Annotated in this window: 21 protein-coding genes; 6 read left to right on the top strand and 15 right to left on the bottom strand. The window is 71.1% G+C overall.

The window, feature by feature from the left end; translation table 11 throughout:
- Positions 1 to 45: 45 nt before the first annotated feature.
- Positions 46 to 615 (top strand): cysteine dioxygenase, encoded by a 570-nt coding sequence (locus tag ACFQ7F_RS15675; protein ID WP_383270664.1) that lies wholly within the window; start codon positions 46 to 48, stop codon positions 613 to 615.
- Positions 612 to 1064 carry a rhodanese-like domain-containing protein gene (locus ACFQ7F_RS15670; RefSeq protein ID WP_383270663.1) on the top strand — a complete coding sequence of 151 codons (453 nt, stop codon included), beginning with the start codon at positions 612 to 614 and terminating at the stop codon, positions 1062 to 1064. Before ACFQ7F_RS15675 ends, ACFQ7F_RS15670 begins: the two co-directional genes overlap by 4 nt.
- A 6-nt stretch (positions 1065 to 1070) precedes the next feature.
- On the opposite strand, the gene ACFQ7F_RS15665 is transcribed toward ACFQ7F_RS15670, so the two are convergent.
- From ACFQ7F_RS15665 to ACFQ7F_RS15640, 6 genes are all read right to left on the bottom strand, one after another.
- Complete coding sequence (locus ACFQ7F_RS15665) at positions 1071 to 3614, bottom strand: FtsX-like permease family protein (protein WP_383270662.1); 2544 nt, start codon at positions 3612 to 3614, stop codon at positions 1071 to 1073.
- Complete coding sequence (locus ACFQ7F_RS15660; protein ID WP_383270660.1) at positions 3611 to 4342, bottom strand: ArsR/SmtB family transcription factor; 732 nt, start codon at positions 4340 to 4342, stop codon at positions 3611 to 3613. The genes ACFQ7F_RS15665 and ACFQ7F_RS15660 overlap by 4 nt, the downstream gene beginning before the upstream one ends.
- Before the next feature lie 354 nt (positions 4343 to 4696).
- Entirely contained in the window at positions 4697 to 5446 is a 750-nt protein-coding gene (gene recX / locus ACFQ7F_RS15655; protein ID WP_383270658.1) for a recombination regulator RecX, read from the bottom strand.
- Positions 5447 to 5449: 3 nt separating this feature from the next.
- Positions 5450 to 6583, bottom strand: a complete 1134-nt coding sequence (gene recA, locus ACFQ7F_RS15650) for a recombinase RecA (protein WP_383270657.1) — start codon at positions 6581 to 6583, stop codon at positions 5450 to 5452.
- A gap of 327 nt (positions 6584 to 6910) precedes the next feature.
- A complete protein-coding gene (locus ACFQ7F_RS15645; protein ID WP_383270655.1) occupies positions 6911 to 8203 on the bottom strand; it encodes an AI-2E family transporter in 1293 nt (430 codons plus the stop codon).
- Positions 8204 to 8308: 105 nt separating this feature from the next.
- A complete protein-coding gene (locus ACFQ7F_RS15640) occupies positions 8309 to 8503 on the bottom strand; it encodes a DUF3046 domain-containing protein (RefSeq protein ID WP_351173787.1) in 195 nt (64 codons plus the stop codon).
- Positions 8504 to 8582: 79 nt separating this feature from the next.
- Here ACFQ7F_RS15640 and ACFQ7F_RS15635 point away from each other — a divergent pair, with 79 nt between their 5' ends.
- Positions 8583 to 9539: a hypothetical protein gene (locus ACFQ7F_RS15635; protein WP_383270654.1), complete on the top strand. Its 957-nt coding sequence runs from the start codon at positions 8583 to 8585 to the stop codon at positions 9537 to 9539.
- Here ACFQ7F_RS15635 and ACFQ7F_RS15630 read toward each other — a convergent pair.
- From ACFQ7F_RS15630 to ACFQ7F_RS15615, 4 genes are all read right to left on the bottom strand, one after another.
- The gene (locus ACFQ7F_RS15630) at positions 9510 to 10709 is read right to left on the bottom strand and encodes a PucR family transcriptional regulator (protein WP_383270652.1); all 1200 of its coding nucleotides are present in this window, start codon (positions 10707 to 10709) and stop codon (positions 9510 to 9512) included. The genes ACFQ7F_RS15635 and ACFQ7F_RS15630 overlap by 30 nt on opposite strands.
- A gap of 103 nt (positions 10710 to 10812) precedes the next feature.
- The gene (locus tag ACFQ7F_RS15625) at positions 10813 to 11121 is read right to left on the bottom strand and encodes an AzlD domain-containing protein (RefSeq protein ID WP_383270650.1); all 309 of its coding nucleotides are present in this window, start codon (positions 11119 to 11121) and stop codon (positions 10813 to 10815) included.
- Entirely contained in the window at positions 11118 to 11951 is an 834-nt protein-coding gene (locus ACFQ7F_RS15620) for an AzlC family ABC transporter permease (RefSeq protein WP_383270648.1), read from the bottom strand. Before ACFQ7F_RS15620 ends, ACFQ7F_RS15625 begins: the two co-directional genes overlap by 4 nt.
- On the bottom strand, positions 11921 to 12814 hold the full coding sequence (locus tag ACFQ7F_RS15615; RefSeq protein ID WP_383270646.1) for an AraC family transcriptional regulator: 894 nt from the start codon (positions 12812 to 12814) through the stop codon (positions 11921 to 11923). Before ACFQ7F_RS15615 ends, ACFQ7F_RS15620 begins: the two co-directional genes overlap by 31 nt.
- Before the next feature lie 79 nt (positions 12815 to 12893).
- Here ACFQ7F_RS15615 and ACFQ7F_RS15610 point away from each other — a divergent pair, with 79 nt between their 5' ends.
- From ACFQ7F_RS15610 to ACFQ7F_RS15600, 3 genes are all read left to right on the top strand, one after another.
- A complete protein-coding gene (locus tag ACFQ7F_RS15610; RefSeq protein ID WP_383270644.1) occupies positions 12894 to 17585 on the top strand; it encodes an ATP-dependent helicase in 4692 nt (1563 codons plus the stop codon).
- Between the two features lie 166 nt (positions 17586 to 17751).
- Positions 17752 to 18552: an Fpg/Nei family DNA glycosylase gene (locus tag ACFQ7F_RS15605; protein WP_383270642.1), complete on the top strand. Its 801-nt coding sequence runs from the start codon at positions 17752 to 17754 to the stop codon at positions 18550 to 18552.
- 56 nt (positions 18553 to 18608) lie between these two features.
- Entirely contained in the window at positions 18609 to 19445 is an 837-nt protein-coding gene (locus tag ACFQ7F_RS15600; RefSeq protein ID WP_383270640.1) for an SDR family NAD(P)-dependent oxidoreductase, read from the top strand.
- A gap of 637 nt (positions 19446 to 20082) precedes the next feature.
- On the opposite strand, the gene ACFQ7F_RS15595 is transcribed toward ACFQ7F_RS15600, so the two are convergent.
- The 5 genes from ACFQ7F_RS15595 to rimO all read right to left on the bottom strand — a co-directional run bounded on the left by ACFQ7F_RS15595 (position 20083) and on the right by rimO (position 24110).
- Positions 20083 to 20553 (bottom strand): Dps family protein, encoded by a 471-nt coding sequence (locus ACFQ7F_RS15595; RefSeq protein WP_383270638.1) that lies wholly within the window; start codon positions 20551 to 20553, stop codon positions 20083 to 20085.
- 264 nt (positions 20554 to 20817) lie between these two features.
- The gene (locus ACFQ7F_RS15590) at positions 20818 to 21192 is read right to left on the bottom strand and encodes a helix-turn-helix domain-containing protein (RefSeq protein ID WP_160507571.1); all 375 of its coding nucleotides are present in this window, start codon (positions 21190 to 21192) and stop codon (positions 20818 to 20820) included.
- A 109-nt stretch (positions 21193 to 21301) separates the two neighbouring features.
- Positions 21302 to 21907 carry a CinA family protein gene (locus ACFQ7F_RS15585; protein ID WP_383270636.1) on the bottom strand — a complete coding sequence of 202 codons (606 nt, stop codon included), beginning with the start codon at positions 21905 to 21907 and terminating at the stop codon, positions 21302 to 21304.
- Positions 21907 to 22620 (bottom strand): CDP-diacylglycerol--glycerol-3-phosphate 3-phosphatidyltransferase, encoded by a 714-nt coding sequence (pgsA, locus tag ACFQ7F_RS15580; protein ID WP_383270635.1) that lies wholly within the window; start codon positions 22618 to 22620, stop codon positions 21907 to 21909. Before pgsA ends, ACFQ7F_RS15585 begins: the two co-directional genes overlap by 1 nt.
- On the bottom strand, positions 22617 to 24110 hold the full coding sequence (rimO, locus tag ACFQ7F_RS15575; protein WP_383270633.1) for a 30S ribosomal protein S12 methylthiotransferase RimO: 1494 nt from the start codon (positions 24108 to 24110) through the stop codon (positions 22617 to 22619). Before rimO ends, pgsA begins: the two co-directional genes overlap by 4 nt.
- Between the last annotated feature and the right edge of the window lie 86 nt (positions 24111 to 24196).

Below are 24196 nucleotides of genomic sequence, written 5' to 3'. Positions count from 1 at the left end.
CTGGGTCTGTGGTGCGCGCTTCCGCGAACTTCCAGGACGGTAGCCGTGTCTGCTTCTGTTTCCACCGTTTCGACTTCCACCGTTTCGACTGTTCCCGCCACGCATGCCTCCACGGCGGCGCCCGCGCCCACCGCCGCCGAGCTTCTCGATTTCGTACGCCGCAGCGCGGCCGACCCCGAGCTCATCGCCTCACTGCCGCTCGACCCCGAGGGGCGCACCTGGGTGCGTCTCGAAGGGCCCGGCGGCAGCGAGGCCTGGCTGATCGGCTGGCCGCCCGGCACCGGCACCGGCTGGCACGACCACGCGGAGTCGGTCGGTGCCTTCCTCACCGCTGCCGGCGCCCTCAAGGAGAACTCACTCGCCGCCCGGCTGCCCACCGACGGCTGGAAGACCCTTGAGCTGTCCGAAGGGGTGGACCGCGAGCGCGAGTTGACGGCCGGCAAGGGCAGGGCGTTCGGCCAGAACCACGTCCATGAGGTTCTGAACGAGTCCACGAGCGAGCACGCCATCTCCGTGCACGCCTACTATCCGCCACTGCCGCGTATCCGGCGCTACAGCCGTACGGGCGCGGTCCTGCGCCTGGAGTCCGTGGAGCGCCCGGAGGACTGGCAGTGAGTGAGCAGCCCGTAGACGCACGTCCCGTAGATGTACCTCCTGCAGATGTACCTCCCGTAGGCATCGATGAGTTGCTTGAGCGCGTGCGGCTCGACCTCGACCGGGTCACTCCGGAGGAGGCGCGCGACACCGCTGCCGCCGGGGGACTTCTGGTCGACATCCGGTACGCCGCCCTGCGCGAGCGGGACGGTCTGATCCCCGGCGCCCTCGTCGTCGAGCGCAATGAGCTGGAGTGGCGCCTGGACCCCCAGGGGAGCCACCGTGCCGCGGAGGCCGTGAGCCACGACCTGCGGGTCGTCGTGATCTGCAACGAGGGCTACGCGTCGAGTCTCGCGGCCGTCTCTCTGCGACAGCTGGGGCTGCGGCACGCGACCGACCTCATCGGCGGGTTCCAGGCGTGGAAGGCCGCAGGGTTTCCTGTCGACGCCGACCTTCCTGCCGGGGGCTGAGCACGCTCACTCCTTGGCCGTCGCCACCGTGACGGGGCGGGGCTTCAGGGCGGCGCGGCCAGGGAGCGCGGTCGCGGTGAGGGCGAGCAGAGCCGCGACGGCCACCACGGAGACGTACACCAGGGGCGTGATCGAAGGCGCGGCGCTGCCCGTCATGCCGATGCTGAAAGCGGTCAGGACGGCGAGCGCGATGCCGCTGCCGATGGCCGTGCCGATGAGCAGGACGGACAGCGCCTCGGTGCGCAGCATGCCCAGGACCTGACGGCGGCTCGCCCCCGCGAGACGCAGCATCGCGAACTCGCGGACGCGCTCGGAGACCGACATCGCGAGGGTGTTGACGACGGCGATCGCGGTGAAGGCCAGGATGAGGCCCATGGCCAGGTAGTTCACCTCGGAGTTCGCCTGCTGGCGCTCGGCCTGGAGGTTGTCGGCGGCGGCCGGGGCGAGCACCCGCACGCCCGGGAACTTCGCGACGCCTGCCGCGAGTTGTTGCTGTGTACGGTCGCTCTTGATCAGGACCGTGGCGGCGAGCGGGTTGTCGACGTGGCGGGCGACCAGGTCGTGCGCCATGGTCAGGTCTCCGAACCCGAGTCCCCGTGTGTACACGGCGCCCACCTTGAGCGCGGTCTTCGTGCCGTCGCCGAGCGTGAGCTTCAAAGTGCTGCCGGGCTTCAAGTTGAGCTGATCAGCGGCCAGTTCGCTGACGGCGACACTGCCCTTGCCGAAGCCCCTCAGGGTTCCGGCGGTCACGTCCGGGTCCCAGGTGCGGGTGAGACCGGCCGCACTGACGCCCTGCGCCGGGTACTTGTCGAGCCCTACGCGCACGGTGGTGCGCACGACCTCGGTGGCGGCCTCGACGCCTTCGGTCGTACGCAGCTTCTGCGCGGCCCGGGCCGGGACGCCGGGCCCCTGCGCCGCAAGGACCCAGTCGGCGCGGATGCCCTCGCGTGCCTGTGCGCGGGCGGCGTCGCCGAGGGTGGGCTGAACGAACAGGACGGTGCAGGCCATGCCGGTCAGGAGGGTGAGCGGGGTGACGGCCGCCGCCATCCGGGCGGCATTTCCACGGAGGTTGGCGTGCGCGAGTCGGCCGCTGGGCCCGGAGATCCGCAGCGGGCCACGGAGTACGGCGGCCGACGCCCTGACCAGGAGCGGGCCGAGGAGCGCGACGGCGGAGGCGAGAACCACAACGCTCAGGAACGTCACCGGCGTCGACGCGGGCTCGGTGCGCAGCACGCTGAGCACGGCGACAAGGACGGCGCCTCCGGCGAGAAGGGCAAGACCCGCGATGATGCGGATCCACGGCGGCCGGGTGCTCTCGACACGCGCTTCGGCGAGGGCCTCGGCCGGTCGGATACGCGCGATGCGGCGGGCCGAGAGGCGGGCTGCGGCCCAGGCTCCGAGCAGCGTCGCGGCCACGGCGGCGAAGAGCGGGAAAACGCTCACTGTCCGCTCCAGAGTGGCGGGGACGGCGCCCATGTCCACGAACTTGCCGTGCAGCCAGCCGCCCAGCGGGATCCCGGCGAGCGAGCCGATGACGCCTGCCGCCGCGCCGACGATCAGGGCCTCGCGGCCGAGGAGACCCCGGATCTGCTTCGGCGTCGCGGCGATGGCACGGAGCAGGGCGAGTTCGCGGTGGCGCTGCTGCACGGAGAGGGCGAAGGTGCCGACGACCACGAGGATGGCGACAAGGAGGGAGGTGCCGCCCATCGCGCCGCCCATGCTGACCAGCTTGATGCGGGCGGCCGCCGCGTCGAGGAACTCCACGGGTCCACGGTCGTCGCCGGTGCTGACCTGCGCCTTCGTACCGGTGATGGCGTCTGTGACCGCCTTCTTGAGGTCCCCCGTCCCGGTGCCCTTGGCCGGCACGACGCCGAGGGTGGTGATCCGGCCGGGGTGCGCGGCGAGCCGCTCGGCCTCTTCGGCGGAGAAGAAGAGGGACGTCTGGTGGGCGAGGGCGCCTTTGGCGGGGGCTGCGACACCGGTGACGCGGTAGGAACGCGGGGCCTGTGTCGACTGGACGGTGAGGCGGTCGCCGGTCTTGAGGTGGGCGCGCCCGGCGAGGTCGCGGTCGATGACGAGGTCACCGGCGGCGCGCGGGGCCTCGCCCTCGACAAGGCGGAAGGGCGTCAGCGCGGCCGACTCCCAGGAGTGGCCGTACGCGGGCTTGTCGGAAAGATCACCTGCCTCCGGAGTCAGTGGCGCCGCGAGAAAGGTGAGTTCAGGGATGACTCTGCCGACGCCCGGCACACCCTTGAGCTTGTGCGCGACGTCGGCCGACAGCCAGGCCCGCTCGGCGATCGGCTTGGCCTTGTGCTTGACCTTGGTCTTGCCCTTCTTGTGCTTGACGGTGGTCCGGTGGACGTTCTGGTCGGCGGAGACGATCACTGGGGCCGCGGCGTAGCGCTCGGTCCGGATGGTGCCACGCAGGCCGGTCTCCAGGAGGGTGCCGCAGGCCGTGATGAGCGCGGCGGCGCACATCAAGGCCAGGAAGGCGCCGAGGAATCCGCCCTTACGGTCTCGGACTGTCTGCAGTGCGTAGCGCAGCATCATGATGTCGCCTCGGGCTCTGAGGAGTGTGCGGGCAGAGGGGCATGGGAGGGCAGAGGGGCGCGGGCGGGCCCGGGTGCGCCGGTGGGCGCGGGCGCGTCAGCGGGCGCGGGCGCGTCGGTCGATGCGGGCGCCGGGAAGGCCAGGAGCCGCGTGAGTACGGTGCGGGCGTCGGCCGGTGTCTCCGCATCGGGGCGCTTGTAACGGTTGAGCAGGGCGATGTACTCCTCGAAGAACTCGCGGAGTTCGGGGAGCGTCAGCCGGATCGTGCCGCGTGAGTACGGAAACGCGTCGGCCCACTCACCGGGTTCGGCGCCACCGTCTCGCTGCAACTGCTCGAAGAGCTCAAGGTCGGCGGCGTACGAGAGGTGGTTCAACTCGTCCATGACGAGCCGCGTCTCGGCGTTCTGCCGACTGCGCGGCGGGAAGCGCCGGTCGCCGGGGACCGCGCGCCACCAGCGTTCGCGTCCGTGGCCCGCGCCTGCGCCTGCGCCTGCGCCCGTGCCTTCGGTCTCCTCGACGAAGCCGTAGCGGGCGAGCTCGCGCAGGTGGTAACTGGTGGCCCCGGTATTGAGGCCGAGCGCCCTGGCGAGCGTCGCGGAGGTGGCCGGGCCGTGCACGGTGAGGTGCTGCAGCATCTGCTGGCGCCGCGGCTGTGCGAGCGCTTTGAGGACGCGGAGGTCGCTCAGCTCCTCGGGGGCGCCATCGGTGGTGCCGGGTTCCTTTGCCATGCGTACACAGTCGTCTGTGCACAGGTTCCTTTGCAGTGCGGTGGACCGGCGTCTTCAGCAGGGGGTTAACCCCACCCTCTGGGCGAAGAGGGGGAGTTGAGGCCGGGCCTACGGAGCGAGGCCCAGGCGAGTCCTACCTTGCGGAACGAGGCCCGCGGAGTACCCCTGTGGCGTGAAGCCCTACGGAGTAACACCTACGGCGCAAAGCCCTATGGAGTCCCTCCACGGCGAGAAGCGCAGCGCATTTTCGAAGCGGATGCGGATCCCCGCGGCACGCAAAAGGGCCGGGCCGCGGTTCGCACCGCGCTGCCCGGCCCTGACCTGAGCCCCACCCCCGCGAGGGCCCTGGCCGGCTCAATCCCCGTCGTACCCCAAGTCCCCCGCGTCCTCGCCCTCTTCCTCGAGTGCCTGCCGGACGATCCGGAGTGCCAGGCCTTCGGAGTAGCCCTTGCGGGCGAGCATGCCCGCGAGGCGGCGCAGCCGCTTGTCGCGGTCGAGGCCCCGCGTGGCACGGAGCTTGCGGGCGACCAGCTCGCGCGCGGTCGCCTCCTCCTGCTCCGAGTCCAGCTGCCCCATGGCCTCCTCGATCAGCGTGGGGTCCACGCCTTTCGTGCGCAGCTCCTGCGCGAGCGCTCGTCGGGCCAGGCCCCGGCCGTGGTGCCGTGACTCCACCCACGCGCCCGCGAAGGCACCGTCATTGATCAGGCCGACCTCTTCGAAGCGGGTCAGCACTTCGTCCGCCACATCCTCCGGGATGTCCCGTTTGCGCAGCGCGTCCGCCAGCTGTTTGCGCGTACGCGGGGTCCCGGTGAGCAGCCGCAGACAGATCGCCCGTGCCCGCTCACCCGGATCCCCCGTCGGCGGCTCCCCCTTCTCGGCCCTCGACGAGGAAGGGGGGCCGCTGTCCTGTGCACCGTCACCTCGGCCTTCACCGAAGCCGCCACGCCGTCGGCGGCCCCTCCGGCCGCCGCCCCCGCGGAGGCCGGTGCCGTCACCAGCCTGGTCGGCGCCGCCCTGATCCGCACCGTCCGCGAAGCCTCGGCCCGCGGGGTCGGTGTGGTGCTCGGGAGTGATCTGGTCCGCCCAGTCCGTGCGCCGCGTCATGGATCAGCTCTTGGCCGCGGCGGCCTTGGGCTTGGTGACCTTGGCCGCCGGTGCGGGCACCGTCTTGGCGGCGTCCTCGGCCGCGCCCATCACACCCTCCGTGTCCTTGCCGGGCTCGGCGGTCGGCTCCTCCGGCTTCGGCTTCACGCCGACACCCAGCTTCTCCTTGATCTTCTTCTCGATCTCGTCGGCGAGATCGGGGTTGTCCTTCAGGAAGTTGCGGGCGTTCTCCTTGCCCTGGCCGAGCTGGTCGCCCTCGTACGTGTACCAGGCACCCGCCTTGCGGACGAAGCCGTTGTCCACGCCCATGTCGATCAGACCGCCCTCGCGGCTGATGCCATGGCCGTAGAGGATGTCGAACTCGGCCTGCTTGAAGGGCGGCGCGACCTTGTTCTTGACGACCTTGACGCGGGTGCGGTTGCCGACCGCGTCCGTGCCGTCCTTCAGGGTCTCGATGCGGCGGATGTCGAGACGCACCGAGGCGTAGAACTTCAACGCGCGGCCACCGGTCGTGGTCTCCGGGGAGCCGAACATCACGCCGATCTTCTCGCGGAGCTGGTTGATGAAGATCGCTGTCGTCTTGGACTGGTTGAGCGCGCTGGTGATCTTCCGGAGCGCCTGGCTCATCAGGCGGGCCTGCAGACCCACGTGCGAGTCACCCATCTCGCCCTCGATTTCCGCGCGCGGCACCAGGGCCGCGACGGAGTCGATGACGATCAGGTCGAGGGCGCCGGAGCGGACCAGCATGTCGACGATCTCCAGAGCCTGCTCGCCGTTGTCCGGCTGGGACAGGATCAGGTTGTCGATGTCGACGCCGAGCTTCTTCGCGTACTCGGGGTCGAGGGCGTGCTCGGCGTCGATGAAGGCCACCGAGCCGCCTGCCCGCTGTGCGTTGGCCACGGCGTGCAGGGTCAGGGTCGTCTTGCCGGAGGCCTCCGGTCCGTACACCTCCACCACACGGCCGCGCGGGATGCCGCCGACGCCGAGCGCGACGTCGAGCGCGGTCGACCCGGTGGGGATGACCTCGATGGGGTCGTTCGGCCGCTCGCCCATGCGCATCACTGCGCCCTTGCCGAATTGCCGTTCAATCTGTGCGAGCGCGGCTTCGAGCGCCTTCTCGCGGTCGGTTCCTGCCATGGGTTCCACCCGATTTGCTTGTGTCGATCGCTTCACGTCAATGACGCTAGCGCCTGCCACTGACAATCCGCCCCGGCGCCCGTCCGGCCTGTGGATAACTCGGGGCGATCGCCCCGCCGGAATCCGCCGGAGCCCCAGGGATCCCCCCGCGAAAACCCCGGGAAAACGCCGCCAGGCAACCCATAAGAATGGATGTTCGATTTCGGTGTCAAGCGCACCACGCGGCTCCACCGAGAGTACGGAAGGGTCCGGTCCGCCCGGCGCACATCGCCCTCGCGAGCCTCCGCGCCGAGCTCGCACCCAGGGTTACTGCCCGGGCATACGCACCTACTGACGTTCGTCCGGCCCCGGGTCTGCGGCCTCCTCCGCCGCCACTTCGGCCTCCGACGCCGCCCCCGGATGGTTCGGCCCGCGCAGAGCACGCCGCATGCGCGTGAGGAGCGACGCTCCACCCTTTCGCCGGTGCCCGTGGACACGCGGGTCGTCCGTGACGTCGTACCGCTTCACGTACGCGCCCATGAAGGCCTGCAGGGTCGCGATCGCCGGGATGGCGATCAGGGCGCCGACCGCGCCGAGGAGTGCCGTGCCCGCGATGACCGACCCGAAGGCGACCGCCGGGTGGATGTCCACGCTCTTGGCGGTGAGCTTGGGCTGCAGGACGTAGTTCTCGAACTGCTGGTAGACCACCACGAAGATCAGCACCCACAGCGCATACCAAGGGTCGACCGTGAAGGCGATCAGCATCGGCAGCGCGCCCGCCAGATACGTGCCGATGGTGGGGAGGAACTGAGAGACCAGGCCGACCCACACCGCGAGCACGGGCGCGTACGGCACGCCGAGGGCCTCCAGCAGGATGTAGTGCGCCACTCCGGAGATCAGCGCCATCAGGCCGCGCGAGTAGAGATAGCCGCCGGTCTTGTTGACCGCGATCTCCCAGGCACGGAGCACCTCGGCCTGCCGGGCGGGCGGGAGCACGGAGCAGAGCGCTCGACGCAGCCGCGGTCCGTCGGCCGCGAAGTAGAACGAGAACAGCAGGACCGTCAGGAGCTGGAAGAGGCCGCCGAGGACCTGCGCCGACACGTCCAGGACGCCGCTGGCGCTGTTCTGCACGTATTTCTGCAGCCAGTCCGAGTGGACCAGGCTGTCCTGGATCTCGACCCGGGAGAGCTCCGTGTGGAACGTCTGGTTGATCCAGCTGATGACATCGTCGAGGTACTCGGGGAAGTCCTCGACCATGTCCACGATCTGGCCCGCGAGCATCGAGCCCATGAGCGTGACGAAACCCGCGCTCGCGATCAGGACGCCGAGGAAGACCAGGAAGGTGGCGAAGCCCCTGCGCAGCCCGCGCGCGGCCATCCAGCTCACCGCGGGCTCGACCGCGAGCGCAAGGAAGAACGCGATCAGAATGTTGATCAGCAGCCCGGTCAGCTGGTGGAAGGCCCAACTGCCCAACTGGAAACAGGCGATGAGCGCGAGGGCGAGCACCATGGCGCGTGGCAGCCAGCGCGGCATGCTGGCGGCCCGCCCGGTCTCCACCCCGCCCGGGGGCTGTGCGGGCGGCGTCGTGCCGAGTGGAGCTACATCCTGGGTGACCTGCGCGGTCTCGTCTGTCGATGCCACGGGCCCAGTCTCGCCCACGTCACCGGCATTCAGCCGCCGCCCCCTCATCTTCGCGCCCACCAGAACCCGGGACGGGCCCTCCCGAGGGCGGCGAACTGTCCGCGGTCAGCGCCTATCGGCCGGTACGTCCATCGCCGTGCACACGGCGCGCCAGACGTCCTTGGCGTCCCAGCCCGCGTCCAGCGCCTGATGCACCGTGCGCCCGCCGAGCTCCGCCATCACGTGATCGCGAGCGAACGAGTCGGCGTACCCCTGCCCGAAGTGGTCCGCCATCCGCTCCCAGAAAATCGTCAACCGCATGCCTCCAGTATCACGCCCTTGAGAGTGCAGCCGGACGCAGAGGGCTTACCGAAGGCGCTTTCCGGCCTACGGTCTGTGCATGGCCGAAACCGGAGCATCCCCGCACGCTGTGCCCTCGCCGGTCGCACGCGCCGAGCACTTCGTCTGGCTCACCGCGCGCGTCCTGGAGCAGCGACGTTTCGCTTATCACTTCCTGAGCGGCACGGGCGGCGGCGGAGCCGACCCGCTGGCCGACGCGGTGGAGTCCGCCCTGGCCGCTTACGACACCGAGGACGGCGGGTACGGATATGCGCTCGAACCGGATCTGCGCGGCCCCGTGAGCCAGCCCCTGCACGTCGGGCACGCGCTGCGCGTCCTGGACTCGGTCCGGCGTTGCGGCGGGCAGCGGGTCGAGCGCGTGTGCCGCTATCTGACCTCGGTCTCCACGTCCGACGGCGCCCTTCCCGCGATCCATCCGAGCCAGCGCGGCTACCCCTCGGCTCCGTTCGTGCCCGTGGTGGACGATCCGCCGAGCGAACTCCTCGCCACCGGCCCCGTAGTGGGCCTGTTGCACCGCAACGAGGTGTGGCACGCCTGGCTGTTCAGGGCCACCGACTTCTGCTGGGCCGTCGTCGAGTCCCTCGAGAAGTCTCATCCGTACGAGATCCAGGCGGCCGTCGCCTTCCTCGACGGAGCACCCGACCGCCCGCGCGCGCAGGCGGCCGCCGACCGGCTCGGCAGGCTCACCCGGGAGCAGCGCCTCGTGGCGCTCGACCCCGAGCGCCTTGACGCGTACCCCGTGGCGCCCGGCTACGCACCGGACGAGCATCACTTCGCCCACGACTACGCGAAGACGCCTGAGTCCCTCGCGCGCGCGTGGTTCACCGACGAGGAGATGGCGCGCTCCCTGGACTTCCTCGAGCAGGAGCAGCAGGAGGACGGCGGCTGGCCGATCCGGTGGCGGCAGTGGGCGCCGGGCAGCGCCCTCGAATCGCGCCCGATCGTCACCGTCGAGGCGCTGCGCACGCTACGGGCGCATGGCCGCTCCATCGCCTGACGGCGCTTCCTCCGCCTCCCTCAACAGCAGCGCCGCGATGGCCAGTGCCGTGCCGCGCGGCGCCGACAGGTCGATGCCGGTGCGTTCGCCGATCTTCGCGAGGCGGTTGTCGACGGTGTTGGGATGCAGACCGAGGGCGGCGGCGGTCGCCCTGCGCTCCTGCTGATGGGCGAGGTGGGTGCGCAGTGTCTCCATGAGCTCGGGGTGGTCGGCCACCGGGTCGAGCAGCGCGGAGATGAGGTGGCTGCTCTCGTTGCGACGGGAGAGGTGGTACTCCAGGAGCACGTCGTCCATGCGGTGCAGGCCCGGAGGCATCCCGCACGCGCGCGTGATGCGCAGTATCTCGGTCGCGGTACGGGCCGCGCCGGTCACGGCCTCGGGCCCTGCGGCGTCCACGGCGGCCACGCGCACCGGAAGGTCGCAGGCCTTGCCGATGCGGCGCGGCAGATCCTCGGGTGGCCGGCATTCCTTGGGCACGATGACCCGCCCGCCTCCGGCATCGAGAAGCGCGAGCACCTCCACGTCGAAGGCGTGGTCCAGGGCCGTCTGCACACGCCGCAGCCGCCGCCGTACCGCCACGGGGCCTTCGACCGGCGCCCCGTCGAAGCCCACCGCGAGGACGAGAGCGGGCCCCGCCAGACTCAGTTGGTCGAGAAGCACATGGCCGGGCGGCACCATGCCGTCGAGCAGGCCGCGGACCAGGGACCTGCGCTGGGCGCGCTGCTCGGCCTCCAGTGCGGAGCGCTCGTCCAGGTAGGTCTCGGCCACGGTCCCGACGATGGCGGGGTGCGACTGCAGCAGCACGTCCACGAGTTCGACCAGGGCCGCTTCCTCGCCGGGGCGTGCCACGTCGCGCAGCGCCTGCCACAGGACGTAGACCCCCAGAGCGTGCGTACGCAGCAGCAGGTGCAGCGGCATGCCCTCTTCCGCGCGCTGTGCGGCCCGCTCGCGGAAGACCCGGTGGCTGCCGGGCTGATCGGTGACGCGGCGCAGGAAGAGGCGCACTCCGTGGCGTGCGGTCGCGGCTATCTCCAGGTCCTTCACGTCGTCGGGGAGCTCGGCGTATCCGGGCAGTTCCTCGAACGACTCACGGGCCATCCTGCGGGCCAGTTCATTCACCCTGGGTTCACAGCGCGCCGCGAGGGATCTGGCTTCGGAGGACAGCGCCACGATGTCTCCTCTCCGGGGGCCGCGATGGTGACGCGTCACATTACCCACGGGACCCGCGTGCGACGGGAGCGGGTGTTCGAGGCTGCGGGGACGACGGCAGCGGTCAGCCCGTGAGTGCCCGCACCCCCGCGGTGACGACCACGGCCGCCCCGATGACGACCAGGAACGGCGCGCGCAGCAGCAGCGCCAGGGCTGCCGCCGCGAGCCCCAGGGCCTTGGCGTCGAGCTGCAGGACACGCCCTTCGGCGAAGGTCTGCTGGGCCGTGAGCGCGGCGAGCAGCGCCACGGGCAGCAGGGCGGCCATGCGCTTGACGAGCGGGCGCTCCAGGGCGCCCACGGGTACCAGCAGGCCCGCGAGCTTCACGAGGTAACAACCGACGAAGGTCACGCCGATCGCGATCCAGATGTTCAACGTTCTTCCCTCTGCGCTTCGTTCTGGGTGTCGTTCCGGGTGTCGCCGGGGCGTGCGTCTTCCTTGGCGGCGGCCTTGCGGCCCTCCACGTAGAGCACGGCCGGGGCGGCGAGCGCGGCCACCAGGACCGGTACTCCTGCGGGCAGTACGGGCAGCAGGCCGAGCCCCAGGACGACCGCGATCCCCGCCACGGCCCGCTCCGTGTTCGTACGCACCATCGGCGCGAGAAGCGCAAGGAAGACCGCGGGTCCCGCGGCGTCGAGCCCCCACGCGTCGGTGTCACCGATGGCCTCGGCACCGAGAGCGCCGAGCAGCGTGGTGAGGTTCCACAGCACGTAGAGGCTCAGTCCGGTGACGGTGAAGCCGATGCGTGCGGCGCGCCGTGTCGGTTGTGCGAGCGAGACGGCGGTGGTCTCGTCGATGACCCAGTGGGCGGCGAACGGGCGCAGCGCGCGCGGGAGGGACAGGAGCTGTGAGAGCCGCAGCCCGTAGAACGCGTTGCGTACGCCGAGGAAGAAGGCGCCCGCCGCGGCCGTGAAGGGGTTCCCGCCGCCCGCGAGCGCCCCGACCAGCGCGAACTGCGAGGCGCCGGTGAAGACCAGCAGGCTGAGCGCGCAGGTCTGCAGCACGGTGAGGCCGCTGCCCGCCGAGGTCACTCCGAAGGCGAAGCCGGAGAGCCCGACGGCGATCCCGACGCCGAGAGCGTCGCGGACGACGGCGGAATCGGGTTTCTCCGGTGTGCGGTCGCCTGTCATGTCTGCCGGGAGGCCGGTTGATATGTCTGCCGGAAGTCCGGCTGTCATGTCTGCGGGTGTCGTCTGTTCTGCCACACGCCGGACGGTACGAGCAGGGCCGATTCCCCGTCTTGTACGTTCTTGCGCTCGCGCTGATAGGCCCCGGGCGGCACCCCGACGATCCGCGCGAAGTGCCGGTTCAGGTGTGGCTGGTCGGTGAAGCCCACGGCGACGGCCGCCGCCGCGGGTGCCGTCCCCGCGTCCAGGAGGCGCCGTGCGTCGCGCACACGCGCGTCGGTGAGCCACGTGTGCGGCGGCATCCCGTACGCGTCACGGAAGGCCCGCAGCAGGGCGAAGGGGCCGACGCCGAGGTCGGCTGCGAGCCGCTCCAGGCTCGGCGGGTCGGCAAGACGCTCCTGGAGGACGTCACGCGCGCGTGCCGCGATCCTGGCACCCGCCGTGCGCACGGCACGCTGGGGGACGGTTCCACCGTTCAGCCGAAGGAGCCGGGTCACGGCCACCCGCAGCAGAGTGTCGGCGGCGAGCGCGTTGCCCTCCTCGGCGGCGCGCAGCACCCGGTGGACGAGGGTCACGGCGTACGGATCCTCAAGGACCGGACGTACGAAGCCGGGGGTCCCGCGGATGTCGGTGGTCTCGGCGGCGATGGCCGCGACCAGATCCGGCGACGGATAGACCACGGCGTACCGCCAGCCCTCGGGCCCGCCGGCCCGGCCCGTGTGCATGGTGTCGGGGTTGATCAGGGCGAGGGTTCCGGGCCCCGCACGCCGATCGGCGCCGCCATGCTGGAAGACGTCGACGCCCTCGGCGATCGCGGCGATCACGAAGTGCTCGTGGGTGTGTCGCACGAACGTCTTGCTGATGTAGTGGGCACGCAGCAGGTCGACCCCGGGCAGCTCCGCGTACCGCCAATGCCGCGCTTGCTCCGACGAACCTGCCATGACCCCATTCTGCGACAGCCACGCAAGCCCTTTTCCGCAGGTCGGCGCAGTTGTCAGTGGCGGGGTGCACGATGGGGTCATGGTCAGGTCCGCAGCCAGTGCCCGCAGCGCTCTCGATGAGTTCTCCCCCGCGACCCGCAGCTGGTTCACGGGGGCCTTCTCGGCGCCCACGCCCGCGCAGGCCGGGGCGTGGAAGGCCATCGGCGAGGGCTCGGACGTGCTGGTCGTCGCGCCCACCGGCTCGGGCAAGACGCTCGCCGCGTTCCTCGCGGCCCTGGACCAGCTGGCCTCGGCCCCGCCGCCCGCCGACCCCAAGAAGCGCTGCCGGGTGCTGTACGTGTCTCCCCTGAAGGCCCTCGCGGTCGATGTGGAGCGCAACCTGCGCAGCCCGCTGACCGGCATCCGACAGGAATCCGTCCGCCTCGGGCTCCCCGAGCCGGAAGTGCGGGTCGGTATCCGCTCGGGCGACACCCCGCCCGCCGAGCGCCGCTCCCTGGCCACCCGCCCGCCGGACATCCTGATCACCACGCCCGAATCGCTCTTCCTGATGCTCACCTCCGCCGCACGGGACGCCCTGACGGGCATCGAGACGGTGATCCTGGACGAGGTGCACGCCGTCGCGGGCACCAAGCGCGGCGCCCATCTCGCCCTCTCCCTGGAGCGGCTGGACGAACTGCTTCCCAGGCCCGCCCGCCGCATCGGCCTGTCGGCGACGGTCCGTCCTGTGGACGAGGTGGCGCGCTATCTGTCCCCGCAGCGCAGGGTGGAGATCGTCCAGCCACCGTCCGGCAAGGAGTTCGACCTGTCCGTGGTCGTGCCGGTCGAGGACCTCGCCGAGCTGGGCGGTTCCCCGGTCGCCGACTCCGACCAGGGCGCGGAGCGCCCCTCGATCTGGCCGCACGTCGAGGAGCGCATCACCGACCTCGTCCAGGCGCACCGCTCGACGATCGTGTTCGCCAACTCACGCCGTCTCGCGGAGCGCCTGTGCAACAGGCTCAACGAGATCGCGTACGAACGCGCGACGGGAGAGCCGCTCCCCGAAGACCACTCCCCCGCTGAGCTGATGGCCGAGTCGGGCGCGGCCAAGGGCGCCCCTCCGGTCCTCGCCCGGGCCCACCACGGCTCGGTCTCCAAGGAGCAGCGCGCGCTCGTCGAGGAGGACCTGAAAGCGGGCCGCCTGCCGGCCGTCGTCGCCACGTCCAGCCTGGAGCTCGGCATCGACATGGGCGCGGTCGACCTGGTGGTCCAGGTCGAGTCACCGCCCTCCGTGGCCTCCGGCCTGCAGCGGGTCGGCCGAGCAGGACACCAGGTGGGCGCGGTCTCCACCGGCGTCGTCTTCCCCAAGTACCGAGGGGACCTGGTACAGGCCGCCGTGGTCACCGAGCGCATGCGGACCGGCTCCATCGAGTCGCTGCGCATCCCGGCCAACCCCCTGGACGTCCTGGCACAACAGCTCGTCGCAACGGTCTCCCTCGACACCTGGCAGGTCGACGACCTGCTTGCGCTGGTCCGCCGTGCCGCCTCCTTCGCCGCGCTCCCGGAGTCGGCTTTCACGGCCGTCCTGGACATGCTCGCGGGCCGCTATCCGTCGGACGCCTTCGCGGAGCTGCGCCCCCGCGTGGTCTGGGACCGCGTCGCCGGCACCGTCACCGGGCGGCCCGGCGCCCAGCGCCTCGCGGTCACCTCCGGAGGCACGATTCCCGACCGCGGCCTCTTCGGTGTCTTCCTCGCGGGCGCCGACCCCAAGAAGGGCGGGGGCCGCGTCGGAGAGCTCGACGAGGAGATGGTCTACGAATCCCGGGTGGGCGACGTCTTCACGCTCGGCACCAGTTCCTGGCGCATCGAGGACATCACGCGCGACCGCGTGCTCGTCTCCCCCGCACCCGGCGTCCCGGGGCGGCTCCCTTTCTGGAAGGGCGACCAGCTGGGCCGCCCGCTCGAACTGGGCCGTGCGGTGGGCGCGTTCCTCCGCGAGGTCGGCTCCCAGTCGCGCGACGACGCGCGCGTGCGCCTTCAGGCCGCGGGCCTGGACGACTGGGCGGCCGACAACGTACTGACGTACCTCGCCGAGCAGCGTGAGGCCTGCGGTCACATCCCGGACGACCGCACGATCGTGGTCGAGCGCTTCCGCGACGAGCTCGGCGACTGGCGGGTCGTGGTGCACTCCCCGTTCGGCGCGCAGGTGCACGCGCCCTGGGCGCTGGCGCTCGCCTCCAGGCTGGCCGAGCGGTACGGCATGGACGCCCAGGTCATGCACGCCGACGACGGCATCGTGCTGCGCCTGCCTGACGCCGACCTGATGAGCCTTGACCTGCTCGACCAGGAACCCACCGACCAGCCTCTGGACTACGACAACGACAAGCCGCCCGTAGGAGCGGCGGACGTCGCCTTCGACAAGGGCGAGGTCAATCAGATCGTCACCGACCAGGTGGGCGGCTCAGCCCTTTTCGCCTCGCGCTTCCGCGAGTGCGCCGCCCGCGCGCTGTTGCTGCCACGCCGCAGCCCCGGAAAGCGCACGCCCCTGTGGCAGCAGCGCCAGCGCGCCGCGCAACTGCTCCAGGTGGCCAGTGAGTTCGGATCGTTCCCCATCGTCCTGGAAGCGATCAGGGAGTGCCTCCAGGACGTCTTCGACGTCCCCGGTCTCACGGAACTGATGGGCGACATCGAGTCCCGCAAGGTCCGGCTCGTCGAGGTCACCACCCCCGAACCGTCCCCCTTCGCACGCTCGCTCCTGTTCGGCTACGTGGCGCAGTTCCTGTACGAGGGCGACTCACCGCTCGCCGAGCGACGCGCGGCGGCCCTCTCCCTGGACTCCCGGCTGCTCTCCGAGCTCCTCGGCCAGGCCGAGCTGCGCGAATTGCTCGACGCGGACGTCCTGGCGGAACTGGAGCAGGAACTCCAGTGGCGCACGGAGGACCGCCGCATCAAGGACGCCGAAGGCGTCGCCGACCTGCTGCGTCTCCTCGGGCCGCTCACCGAGGCCGAGTTGGCCGAGCGCGGCGGCGAGCCGGAGTGGGCGCAGGAGCTGGCCTCCGCCCGCCGCGCGATCCGTGTCCGCATCGCCGGGGCCGACCACTGGGCGGCGATCGAGGACGCGGGCCGCCTGCGCGACGCGCTGGGCACGGCGCTGCCGGTCGGTGTCCCGGAGGCGTTCACCGAGCCGGTCAAGGACCCCCTCGGCGACCTCATCGCCCGGTTCGCCCGCACGCACGGCCCCTTCACCTCCGCCACAGCCGCCGCCCGCTTCGGCCTGGGCGCGGCGGTCACCGAGGGCGCGCTGCAGCGCCTTGCCGCGGGCGGACGTGTCGTACAAGGCGAGTTCCATCCGGCGGGCATCGGACAGGAGTGGTGCGACGCGGCCGTCCTGCGCCGTCTGCGCCGCCGCTCCCTGGCGGCCCTCCGGCATGAGCTGGAGCCGGTGCCGCCCGCCGCGCTCGCCCAGTTCCTGCCGCAGTGGCAGCACTTGGGCGGGCACGGACTGCGGGGCATGGACGGCCTTGTGCGCGCCATCGAACAGTTGCAGGGGGCGACCGTGCCCGCGTCCGCGCTCGAAAAGCTCGTCCTGCCCTCCCGCGTCTCCGGGTACGCACCGGCGATGCTCGACGAACTCACCGCCGCCGGAGAGGTGGTGTGGGCCGGGTCCGGATCCCTGCCGGGCAAGGACGGCTGGGTCTCCCTCTATCTGGCCGACGCCGCACCCCTGCTCCTGCCGCCGGCTCATCCCCTGGAGCTGACCGCGCTCCACCAATCGGTCCTTGACACCCTCTCCGGGGGGTACGGCCTGTTCTTCCGGCAGATCGCCGACCAGATCCGCGCCACCACCCACCCCGAGGCCTCCGATCTCCAACTGGCCGACATGATCTGGGATCTGGCCTGGTCCGGGCGGCTCACGAACGACACGCTCGGCCCAATGCGCTCGCTCCTCGGCTCGGGCCGCACCGCGGGCTCCACGGCCCACCGCGCCAAGCGCAGCGCCCCGCGCGGGCGCTACGGCACGCTGACAGCCGCCGCCCGCCCCACCTCGCGCACGGGCCCGCCGACCGTCGCGGGCCGTTGGTCGCTGCTCCCCGCCCACGAACCCGACCCCACCCTGCGCGCCCACGCCCTGGCCCGCACCCTCCTGGACCGGCACGGTGTGGTCACCCGTGGGGCGGTCGCGGCCGAGGGAGTCGAGGGCGGCTTCTCGGCGACGTATCGCGTCCTGTCCGCCTTCGAGGACAGCGGTCAGGCACGGCGCGGCTATGTCGTCGAAGGGCTCGGCGCAGCCCAGTTCGCCATGGACGGCGCGGTGGACCGCCTCCGCGCGGCGGCGAACGCCCGCGACCGTACGGAGAGTTCACCGTCCGCCATGAACTACTCCCCGCGCCCCTCTGACACCCAGGCCCTCGTGCTTGCCGCAGCCGACCCGGCCAACGCGTACGGAGCAGCACTCCCCTGGCCCGAGCCGCCCAACGACGCGGGTCACAAACCGGGCCGCAAGGCAGGCTCCCTGGTCGTCCTCGTCGACGGCGAACTGACCCTCTATATGGAGCGCGGCGGCAAGACCCTGCTTGCCTGGCCCTCGACCCCGCAGGACGATGCCCCCGCCGCCGAGGACGCCCGACTGCAGGCTGCCGCCGAAGCCCTCGCCGCCGCGGCCCGAGCGGGCTCACTCGGCACAGTCACGGTCGAGCGCATCAACGGAAGCTCCTCCCTGACCTCCCCCTTCGCCCCTCTCCTGGAAGGAGCAGGCTTCCACGCCACCCCTCGGGGCCTACGCCTGCGTGCGTGACGCCTTACGCCCCACACGTAAGGCCAGCTCACCAGGGCACCCACCACCCCGCACAGCCCCGCCCATCCGAGCCCACCCGCGCCCAGCCGCGCCCAGCCGCGCCCAGCCGCGCCCGGAGCCCCTCGCCTCACCCCCGCCCCGCAACCGACATGCCACCCTGGACCTCATGCCCGAAGGGGACACCATCCACCAGGCAGCCCGGCGGCTGCACACCGCTCTCGCCGGGCACACGGTCACGCGCTCCGACCTCCGCGTCCCCAAGCTCGCGACCGTCGACCTCACCGGGCGCACCGTCCTGGACGTCACCCCGCGCGGCAAGCACCTCCTCACCCGCATCGAGGGCGGGCTCACCCTCCACTCCCACCTCCGCATGGACGGCTCCTGGCGGGTATACGCCCCCGGCGAGCGCTGGAGCGGCGGCCCCGGATACCAGATCAGGGCGATCCTGGGCACCGCCGAGCGCACAGCCGTCGGCTATCGCCTGCCCGTACTCGAACTGCTGCGCACCGCCGACGAGCACAAGGCCGTAGGGCACCTCGGCCCCGACCTCCTGGGCCCGGACTGGGACCCCGAAAAGGCGCTCGACAATCTCCTCGCGACCCCCGAGCGCCCCCTCGGCGAGGCTCTGCTCGACCAGCGCAATCTCGCGGGCATCGGCAACGTCTTCAAGAGCGAGATCTGCTTCCTCCTGGGCACCACACCGTGGCTCCCCATCGGCGAGCTCCCCGCCGAGACGGCCGCGCGCCTCCCCGCCCTCTCCAAGAAGCTCCTGGAAGCCAACCGCGACCGCCCGTCGCGCACCACCACGGGCCGCGACCGCCCTGGCCAGCGCCTGTACGTCTACGGCCGCGCACCCCGCCCCTGCCTGCGCTGCGGCACCCCGATCCGCAAGGCCCAACAGGGCGACGGCTCCCGCGACCGCCCCACGTACTGGTGCCCCTCCTGCCAACAGGGCCCGACCCCCTGAATCCGGCATGCGCACATCAGTTGACGCCCCGTCAGATATCGCCGTACCGTCCCGTCATGCCCCTAACGGCGTACGACCTCAGCGGACGCACCGCATTCGTCACCGGCTCGGCAAGCGGCATCGGCAGGGCCTCGGCCGTACTCCTCGCGGAAGCGGGCGCCACCGTCCACTGCGCCGACCGCGACGCCCAGGGGCTCCACGAGACGGCCACGCTCATCAAGGACGCGGGCGGCACCGCACACACCCACACCCTGGACGTGGCGGACAGAACTCAGGTCGACCAGGCCGTCGCGAGCGCCACCGCGGCCACCGGCCGCCTGGACGTCATGGCCGCCATCGCCGGGATCATGCACAACAGCCCGGTCCTGGAGACCCGCGACGAGGACCTCGACCGGGTCCTGAACATCAACTTCAAGGGCGTCCTGTACGCCTGCCAGGCCGCGGCCCGCGCGATGATCGCCGCAAACACCGGCACCACCACAACCGCTGCAACCGCGACGAACGCCGACGAAGCCAACAGGTCCCGCCGCCCCGGCAGCATCATCACCATGGCCTCAGGGGCCGTGGACACCGGCGGCCCCGGCCTCCTCTGCTACGGCGCGGCAAAAGCCGCCGTCGTCCAGCTCACGAAGACCCTCGCCACCGAGGTGGGCCCGCACGGCATCCGCGTCAACGCCGTCGCACCGGGCTGGATCCGCACCCCCATGACCGACCGCCACGACACCGCCACCCAGGCGCACACCGAGGGGCTGATGGTCCGCATGTCCCCGCTGGGCCGCGTCGGCGAACCGGAAGACATCGCGCACGCCGTCCTGCACCTGGCATCGGACGCGTCCGCCTTCACGACGGGCCAGATCCTTCGCCCGAACGGCGGCGTCGCCATGCCCTGGTGACGGCCCCGGCAGCGGACCGAGCGGCGCCCCTGGCCGTACGCTCCTCGGACCACCGCGGCGCACGCCCGCCTGGCCACCGCGCACCATCCGCCCGCGGAGTGCGCTCCCTGGCCAGGGACGCGGCGCGCACCGCCCGGGACTGCGGCACACAGTGCACCGGCAGCAGGCTCAGCCCCCACCCTCCGGCCGCGACGGTCCCCTCCAGAACCCCCGCATCAGGAGCGAGCGCCAGCCGCAGCACGCCCCACCACCAGAGCGCCCCGAACGCCAGAGCCGGCGTCCACCGCACAACTCTCCATGCCACGGCCACCACCTCCGCACGAGGTCCGCTCTATACCCGACGCAAGACACCAGGCGCCAGACGCCAGAGGCCAGCCGCCCAATGCATGACACCCGACGGCCGACACCCGACACCCGTCGACGCTAGACGCCCGGCTCCACCGGGCGGGAGGGCGCACCACAGAGCACACGAGGCACGGCCACCGCCCTGCCCTGCCCTGTCCTGCCCGCCCTGATCAACCGTTCCTTACTCTCTTGACTCTCTTGTCATCAGCCGATCAACCGACGAGCGGACCAGCCCACCAGAGGACCAGAGGACCAGCCCACCAACCGACCAGCGGATCGACCGACCAGCCGATCAGCCGCTCTCCGCCTGGAACATCCAGTGATGCTTCTCCAGATCGGCCGTGATCCCGATAAGGATGTCCTGGCTCACCGGATCCGCCTCACCGGTCGCCCCGACCCGCTCCCGCATCCGCGTGATCACCGCACCGAGCGCGTCCACGAGCGTTCCCACCGCATCCGTGTCCTTGACCCAGCCACCGGCGACCTCGCCGATCCCGCTGCTCTGCCCCACGGTCGCCGCACGGCCGTCGGGCGAGACGCCGAGCGTGGAAGCCCGCTCGGCCACCGTGTCGGAGTGCAGCCGCGCCGTGTCCACGACCTCGTCGAGCTGCAGGTGGACGGAGCGGAATCGCGGGCCGACCACGTTCCAGTGAATCTGCTTGGCCACCAAGGAGAGGTCGACCAGGTCCACGAGCGCCCCCTGCAGGGCCTCCGAGACCGTTTTCAGATCCGCATCGGACAGGGGGCTCTTGACGACGTTCATCCAACCTCCAAAGATCATGGGATCGCGTAAGCGAAAATCCCCACCAACCATGACACGAGTGCACCAATAGGGACATCTCACAGTCGGCTCAGCACATGAACGAGTCACCTCAAATCGCCGCTTTAAACAGGCCTCGCGTCCTGACCCAGAACATCAGAACGCCAGAACATCAGAACGTCAGAACGCACGAAGCCCCGGCCGGTAACCCGGCCGGGGCTTTCGTCACATCTGAGCGCTCAAGCAGTGTGCACAGTCAACGCGGCATTACGCGGCGACGACGTCCACCGCTTCCGCAGGCGCCTTGATAGTGACCCGTTCCGGCGGCACACCGCTCACCGAGACGGAATTGAGCATTGGGCGAACCGGTGCTCGCACCGGTTCCGTAGCCGCTGCCGACGCAGCCAGTTCGGCGAGAGAGAGCTCATCGCTCACCTCGCGCATGAGCTCGGACATCCGTACGTCAAGCGCGTCGCAGATTGCGGAAAGCAGCTCGGAGGATGCCTCCTTCTGCCCCCGCTCCACCTCGGAAAGATAGCCGAGCGAGACTCGGGCGGACGAGGAGACTTCGCGCAGAGTACGGCCCTGGCGCTGGCGCTGCCGACGCAGCACGTCACCCAGCAGGCGACGGAGCAGAATCATCGGTGGCTCCCTCCTCGGACCGCGTAGCCGCATCCTTCACGCCCCACCGTACCGCCTCGCGCCGCGGCCGTGCGGGGAGCGATGTCGTGTTCACTCAGGGCTGCAAACATCAAGTCCCCCCGTTCTGTTCCGTATCCTGTGCCCGCCCATTCCCAGCACGTTCGCCGGACAGCCGCTCGAGCAGCAGCCTGAGCACGCTCCGTACACTCTCCATACGAATGTCCGAACGCTCACCGTTCAACCGCAGTGCCGCTACTTTCCCCTCAGAGCGAAGCGCGTACCCCGGCCCGCCGGGCGTGGAAACCAGCCCGCCGACAGTGGAATCCGGCCCGTCGACCGCCACGAAAACGGTCCCGACCGCCTGCCCGTCCTGCGGATCAGGACCCGCGACGCCCGTGGTCGCGATCCCCCAGTCCGCGCCCATGACCTTGCGCACACCGGCCGCCATCTGCAGCGCCACCTCGGCATCCACGGCGCCACGCTCGGCCAACAGAGTGCCGTCGACCCCGAGCACCTGGTGCTTCAGCTCAGTCGCGTACGCCGTCACGGACCCCCGGAAGACCCGTGAGGCCCCCGGCACCGCCGTCACCTCTGCGGCCACCAGACCGCCGGTGAGCGACTCGGCGACGGCAAGCGTCTCGCCGCGAGCCTCAAGAAGCCGCAGGACCTCCGCAGCCGGATCGGCGGACAGGCCGGTGGACAGCTCGGCGGACATCACGTCGTCGACTCCCGGGTCCCTTCACCGGAGGCCGCGGCGGAAGCGGCCGCCGCTTCCCGCGCCTCCGCAAGGCCGAGACGGCGCAGCACGAAGGCCTGCCGCACATAGTCGAGCCCGGTCAGAACGGTCAGGACGACGGCGACCGCCATCACCCAGAACCGCAGTGTGGCGAGCGGCCCGGTCAGCGCGAGGACATACATCCCGGCCGCCACGCCCTGCCAGAGCGTCTTCATCTTGCCGCCGCGACTGGCCGGAATGACACCGAAGCGGATCACCCAGAACCGCAGCAGTGTGATCCCGAGCTCACGTCCGAGAATGACGCCCGTCACCCACCACGGCAGATCGCCGAGGTAGGACAGACAGACCAGCGCGGCGCCCATGATCGCCTTGTCGGCGATGGGGTCAGCGATCTTCCCGAAGTCCGTGACCAGGTTGTACGTGCGAGCCAGGTGGCCGTCGAACAGGTCGGTGATCATGGCGACGGCGAAGGCCGCCCAGGCCCACGCGCGCCAGGCCGGGTCGTACCCGCCTTCGGCGAGCAGGAGCATCACGAAGCCCGGCACGAGCAGCAGCCGGATCACCGTCAACAAGTTGGCGACGTTCCACACGCTGGCCTGATTGACGGCCGCAGCGCCCAACTTTCCACCGCGCACCGGCTTGGCGCCCTGCGCGCCGGAGCCGCCCGCCGCGGATGCCGGGACTCCGGTCATCTGCGCGCCTCCTCGGCCGGGATCCGGGGCGGGTCCCCCAGAATTTCGCTGTACTCAGCCACCAGGTCCACGCCTTCCGTGCCGACCACCTTTGCCACGACCATACGACCGACCTGCAGGCCGTCCCCACCCGTGGCGCCGGTGAACCGAATCTGGCCGTCCGTCTCGGGCGCCTGGTGGGCCGCCCGGCCGATCGCACCGTCCTCCTCGTCCACAGACTCCACAAGCACCTCGACGGTCTCACCGAGACGGTCGTCGGCGCGCTGCGAGGTCAGCTCCTCGGCGAGCCGCGAGATACGCGCGAGCCGCTCGTCGACGACGTCCTGGTCGAGCTTCTTGTCGTACGTCGCCGCTTCGGTGCCCTCCTCGTCGGAGTACCCGAAGACGCCGATGGCGTCCAGCCGCGCACCCGTGAGGAACCGCTCGAGCTCGGCCACGTCGGCCTCGGTCTCGCCGGGGAAGCCCACGATGAAGTTGGACCGCACGCCTGCCTGCGGGGCCTTCGTCCGAATGGTGTCCAGGAGCTCGAGGAACCGGTCGGTGTCACCGAAGCGCCGCATCGCCCGCAGCACGCCGGGCGCGGAGTGCTGGAAGGACAGGTCGAAGTAAGGGGCGACCTTCTCCGTGGAGGTCAGTACGTCGATGAGTCCGGGGCGCATCTCGGCGGGCTGGAGGTAGCTGACCCGCACCCGCTCGATCCCGTCGACGGCGGCGAGCTCGGGAAGGAGCGTCTCCAGGAGCCGGATGTCACCGAGGTCCTTGCCGTACGAGGTGTTGTTCTCGGAGACGAGCATGACCTCCTTGACGCCCTGCTCGGCCAGCCAGCGCGTCTCGCCGAGGACGTCCGAGGGGCGCCGCGAGATGAAGGAGCCGCGGAAGGAGGGAATGGCGCAGAACGAGCAGCGCCGGTCGCAACCGGAGGCCAGCTTCACCGAGGCGACGGGGCTGGTGCCAAGGCGCCGCCGCAGCGGGGCGCGGGGCCCCGAGGCCGGCGCCAGGCCGTCCGGCAGATCCACGGGCGCGTGCCCGGGCAGCGAGACGTCAGAGCCTGCTTCCTGTCGCTCCGCGGGGCTGATCGGAAGGAGCTTGCGCCGGTCACGCGGGGTGTGGGCCTCGACACTGCCGCCACCGAGGATGGTCTGCAGGCGGCCGGAGATATCGGAGTAGTCGTCGAAGCCGAGGACACCATCGGCTTCGGGGAGGGCGTCGGCAAGTTCCTTGCCGTACCGCTCGGCCATGCAGCCGACGGCCACGACGGCCTGGGTCTTGCCATGACCCTTGAGGTCATTGGCTTCCAGGAGGGCGTCGACGGAGTCCTTCTTGGCGGCTTCGACGAATCCACAGGTGTTGACTACGGCGACGTCCGCGTCTTCGGCGGCCTCGACGAGCTGCCAGCCGTCCGCCTCAAGGCGGCCTGCCAGCTCCTCCGAGTCCACCTCGTTACGGGCGCAGCCAAGAGTGACAAGGGCGACAGTACGGCGTTCGGGCATGCTCTCAAGACTACTTTGTCCCTGCCCGGGCCCCCGCCGCGAGGGTCCGGGCCCTCGTCACAAGGCCTACACAGCTCTCAGAGCTC

The organism is Streptomyces sp. NPDC056486 (assembly GCF_042795295.1).
GTDB lineage: Bacteria > Actinomycetota > Actinomycetes > Streptomycetales > Streptomycetaceae > Streptomyces.
The sequence above is the reverse complement of the archived record's forward strand: the minus strand, read 5'-3'. Positions and strand labels throughout refer to the sequence as shown.

What these genes read in the sequence shown, in the direction of transcription:
- ACFQ7F_RS15665 (WP_383270662.1), bottom strand. Translation starts at nt 3,614, where the DNA reads ATGATGCTGCGCTACGCACTGCAGACAGTCCGAGACCGTAAGGGCGGA.
- ACFQ7F_RS15660 (WP_383270660.1), bottom strand. Translation starts at nt 4,342, where the DNA reads ATGGCAAAGGAACCCGGCACCACCGATGGCGCCCCCGAGGAGCTGAGC.
- recX (WP_383270658.1), bottom strand. Translation starts at nt 5,446, where the DNA reads ATGACGCGGCGCACGGACTGGGCGGACCAGATCACTCCCGAGCACCAC.
- recA (WP_383270657.1), bottom strand. Translation starts at nt 6,583, where the DNA reads ATGGCAGGAACCGACCGCGAGAAGGCGCTCGAAGCCGCGCTCGCACAG.
- ACFQ7F_RS15640 (WP_351173787.1), bottom strand. Translation starts at nt 8,503, where the DNA reads ATGCGGTTGACGATTTTCTGGGAGCGGATGGCGGACCACTTCGGGCAG.
- ACFQ7F_RS15635 (WP_383270654.1), top strand. Translation starts at nt 8,583, where the DNA reads ATGGCCGAAACCGGAGCATCCCCGCACGCTGTGCCCTCGCCGGTCGCA.
- ACFQ7F_RS15615 (WP_383270646.1), bottom strand. Translation starts at nt 12,814, where the DNA reads ATGGCAGGTTCGTCGGAGCAAGCGCGGCATTGGCGGTACGCGGAGCTG.
- ACFQ7F_RS15610 (WP_383270644.1), top strand. Translation starts at nt 12,894, where the DNA reads ATGGTCAGGTCCGCAGCCAGTGCCCGCAGCGCTCTCGATGAGTTCTCC.
- ACFQ7F_RS15605 (WP_383270642.1), top strand. Translation starts at nt 17,752, where the DNA reads ATGCCCGAAGGGGACACCATCCACCAGGCAGCCCGGCGGCTGCACACC.
- ACFQ7F_RS15600 (WP_383270640.1), top strand. Translation starts at nt 18,609, where the DNA reads ATGCCCCTAACGGCGTACGACCTCAGCGGACGCACCGCATTCGTCACC.
- ACFQ7F_RS15595 (WP_383270638.1), bottom strand. Translation starts at nt 20,553, where the DNA reads ATGAACGTCGTCAAGAGCCCCCTGTCCGATGCGGATCTGAAAACGGTC.
- ACFQ7F_RS15590 (WP_160507571.1), bottom strand. Translation starts at nt 21,192, where the DNA reads ATGATTCTGCTCCGTCGCCTGCTGGGTGACGTGCTGCGTCGGCAGCGC.
- ACFQ7F_RS15585 (WP_383270636.1), bottom strand. Translation starts at nt 21,907, where the DNA reads ATGTCCGCCGAGCTGTCCACCGGCCTGTCCGCCGATCCGGCTGCGGAG.
- pgsA (WP_383270635.1), bottom strand. Translation starts at nt 22,620, where the DNA reads ATGACCGGAGTCCCGGCATCCGCGGCGGGCGGCTCCGGCGCGCAGGGC.
- rimO (WP_383270633.1), bottom strand. Translation starts at nt 24,110, where the DNA reads ATGCCCGAACGCCGTACTGTCGCCCTTGTCACTCTTGGCTGCGCCCGT.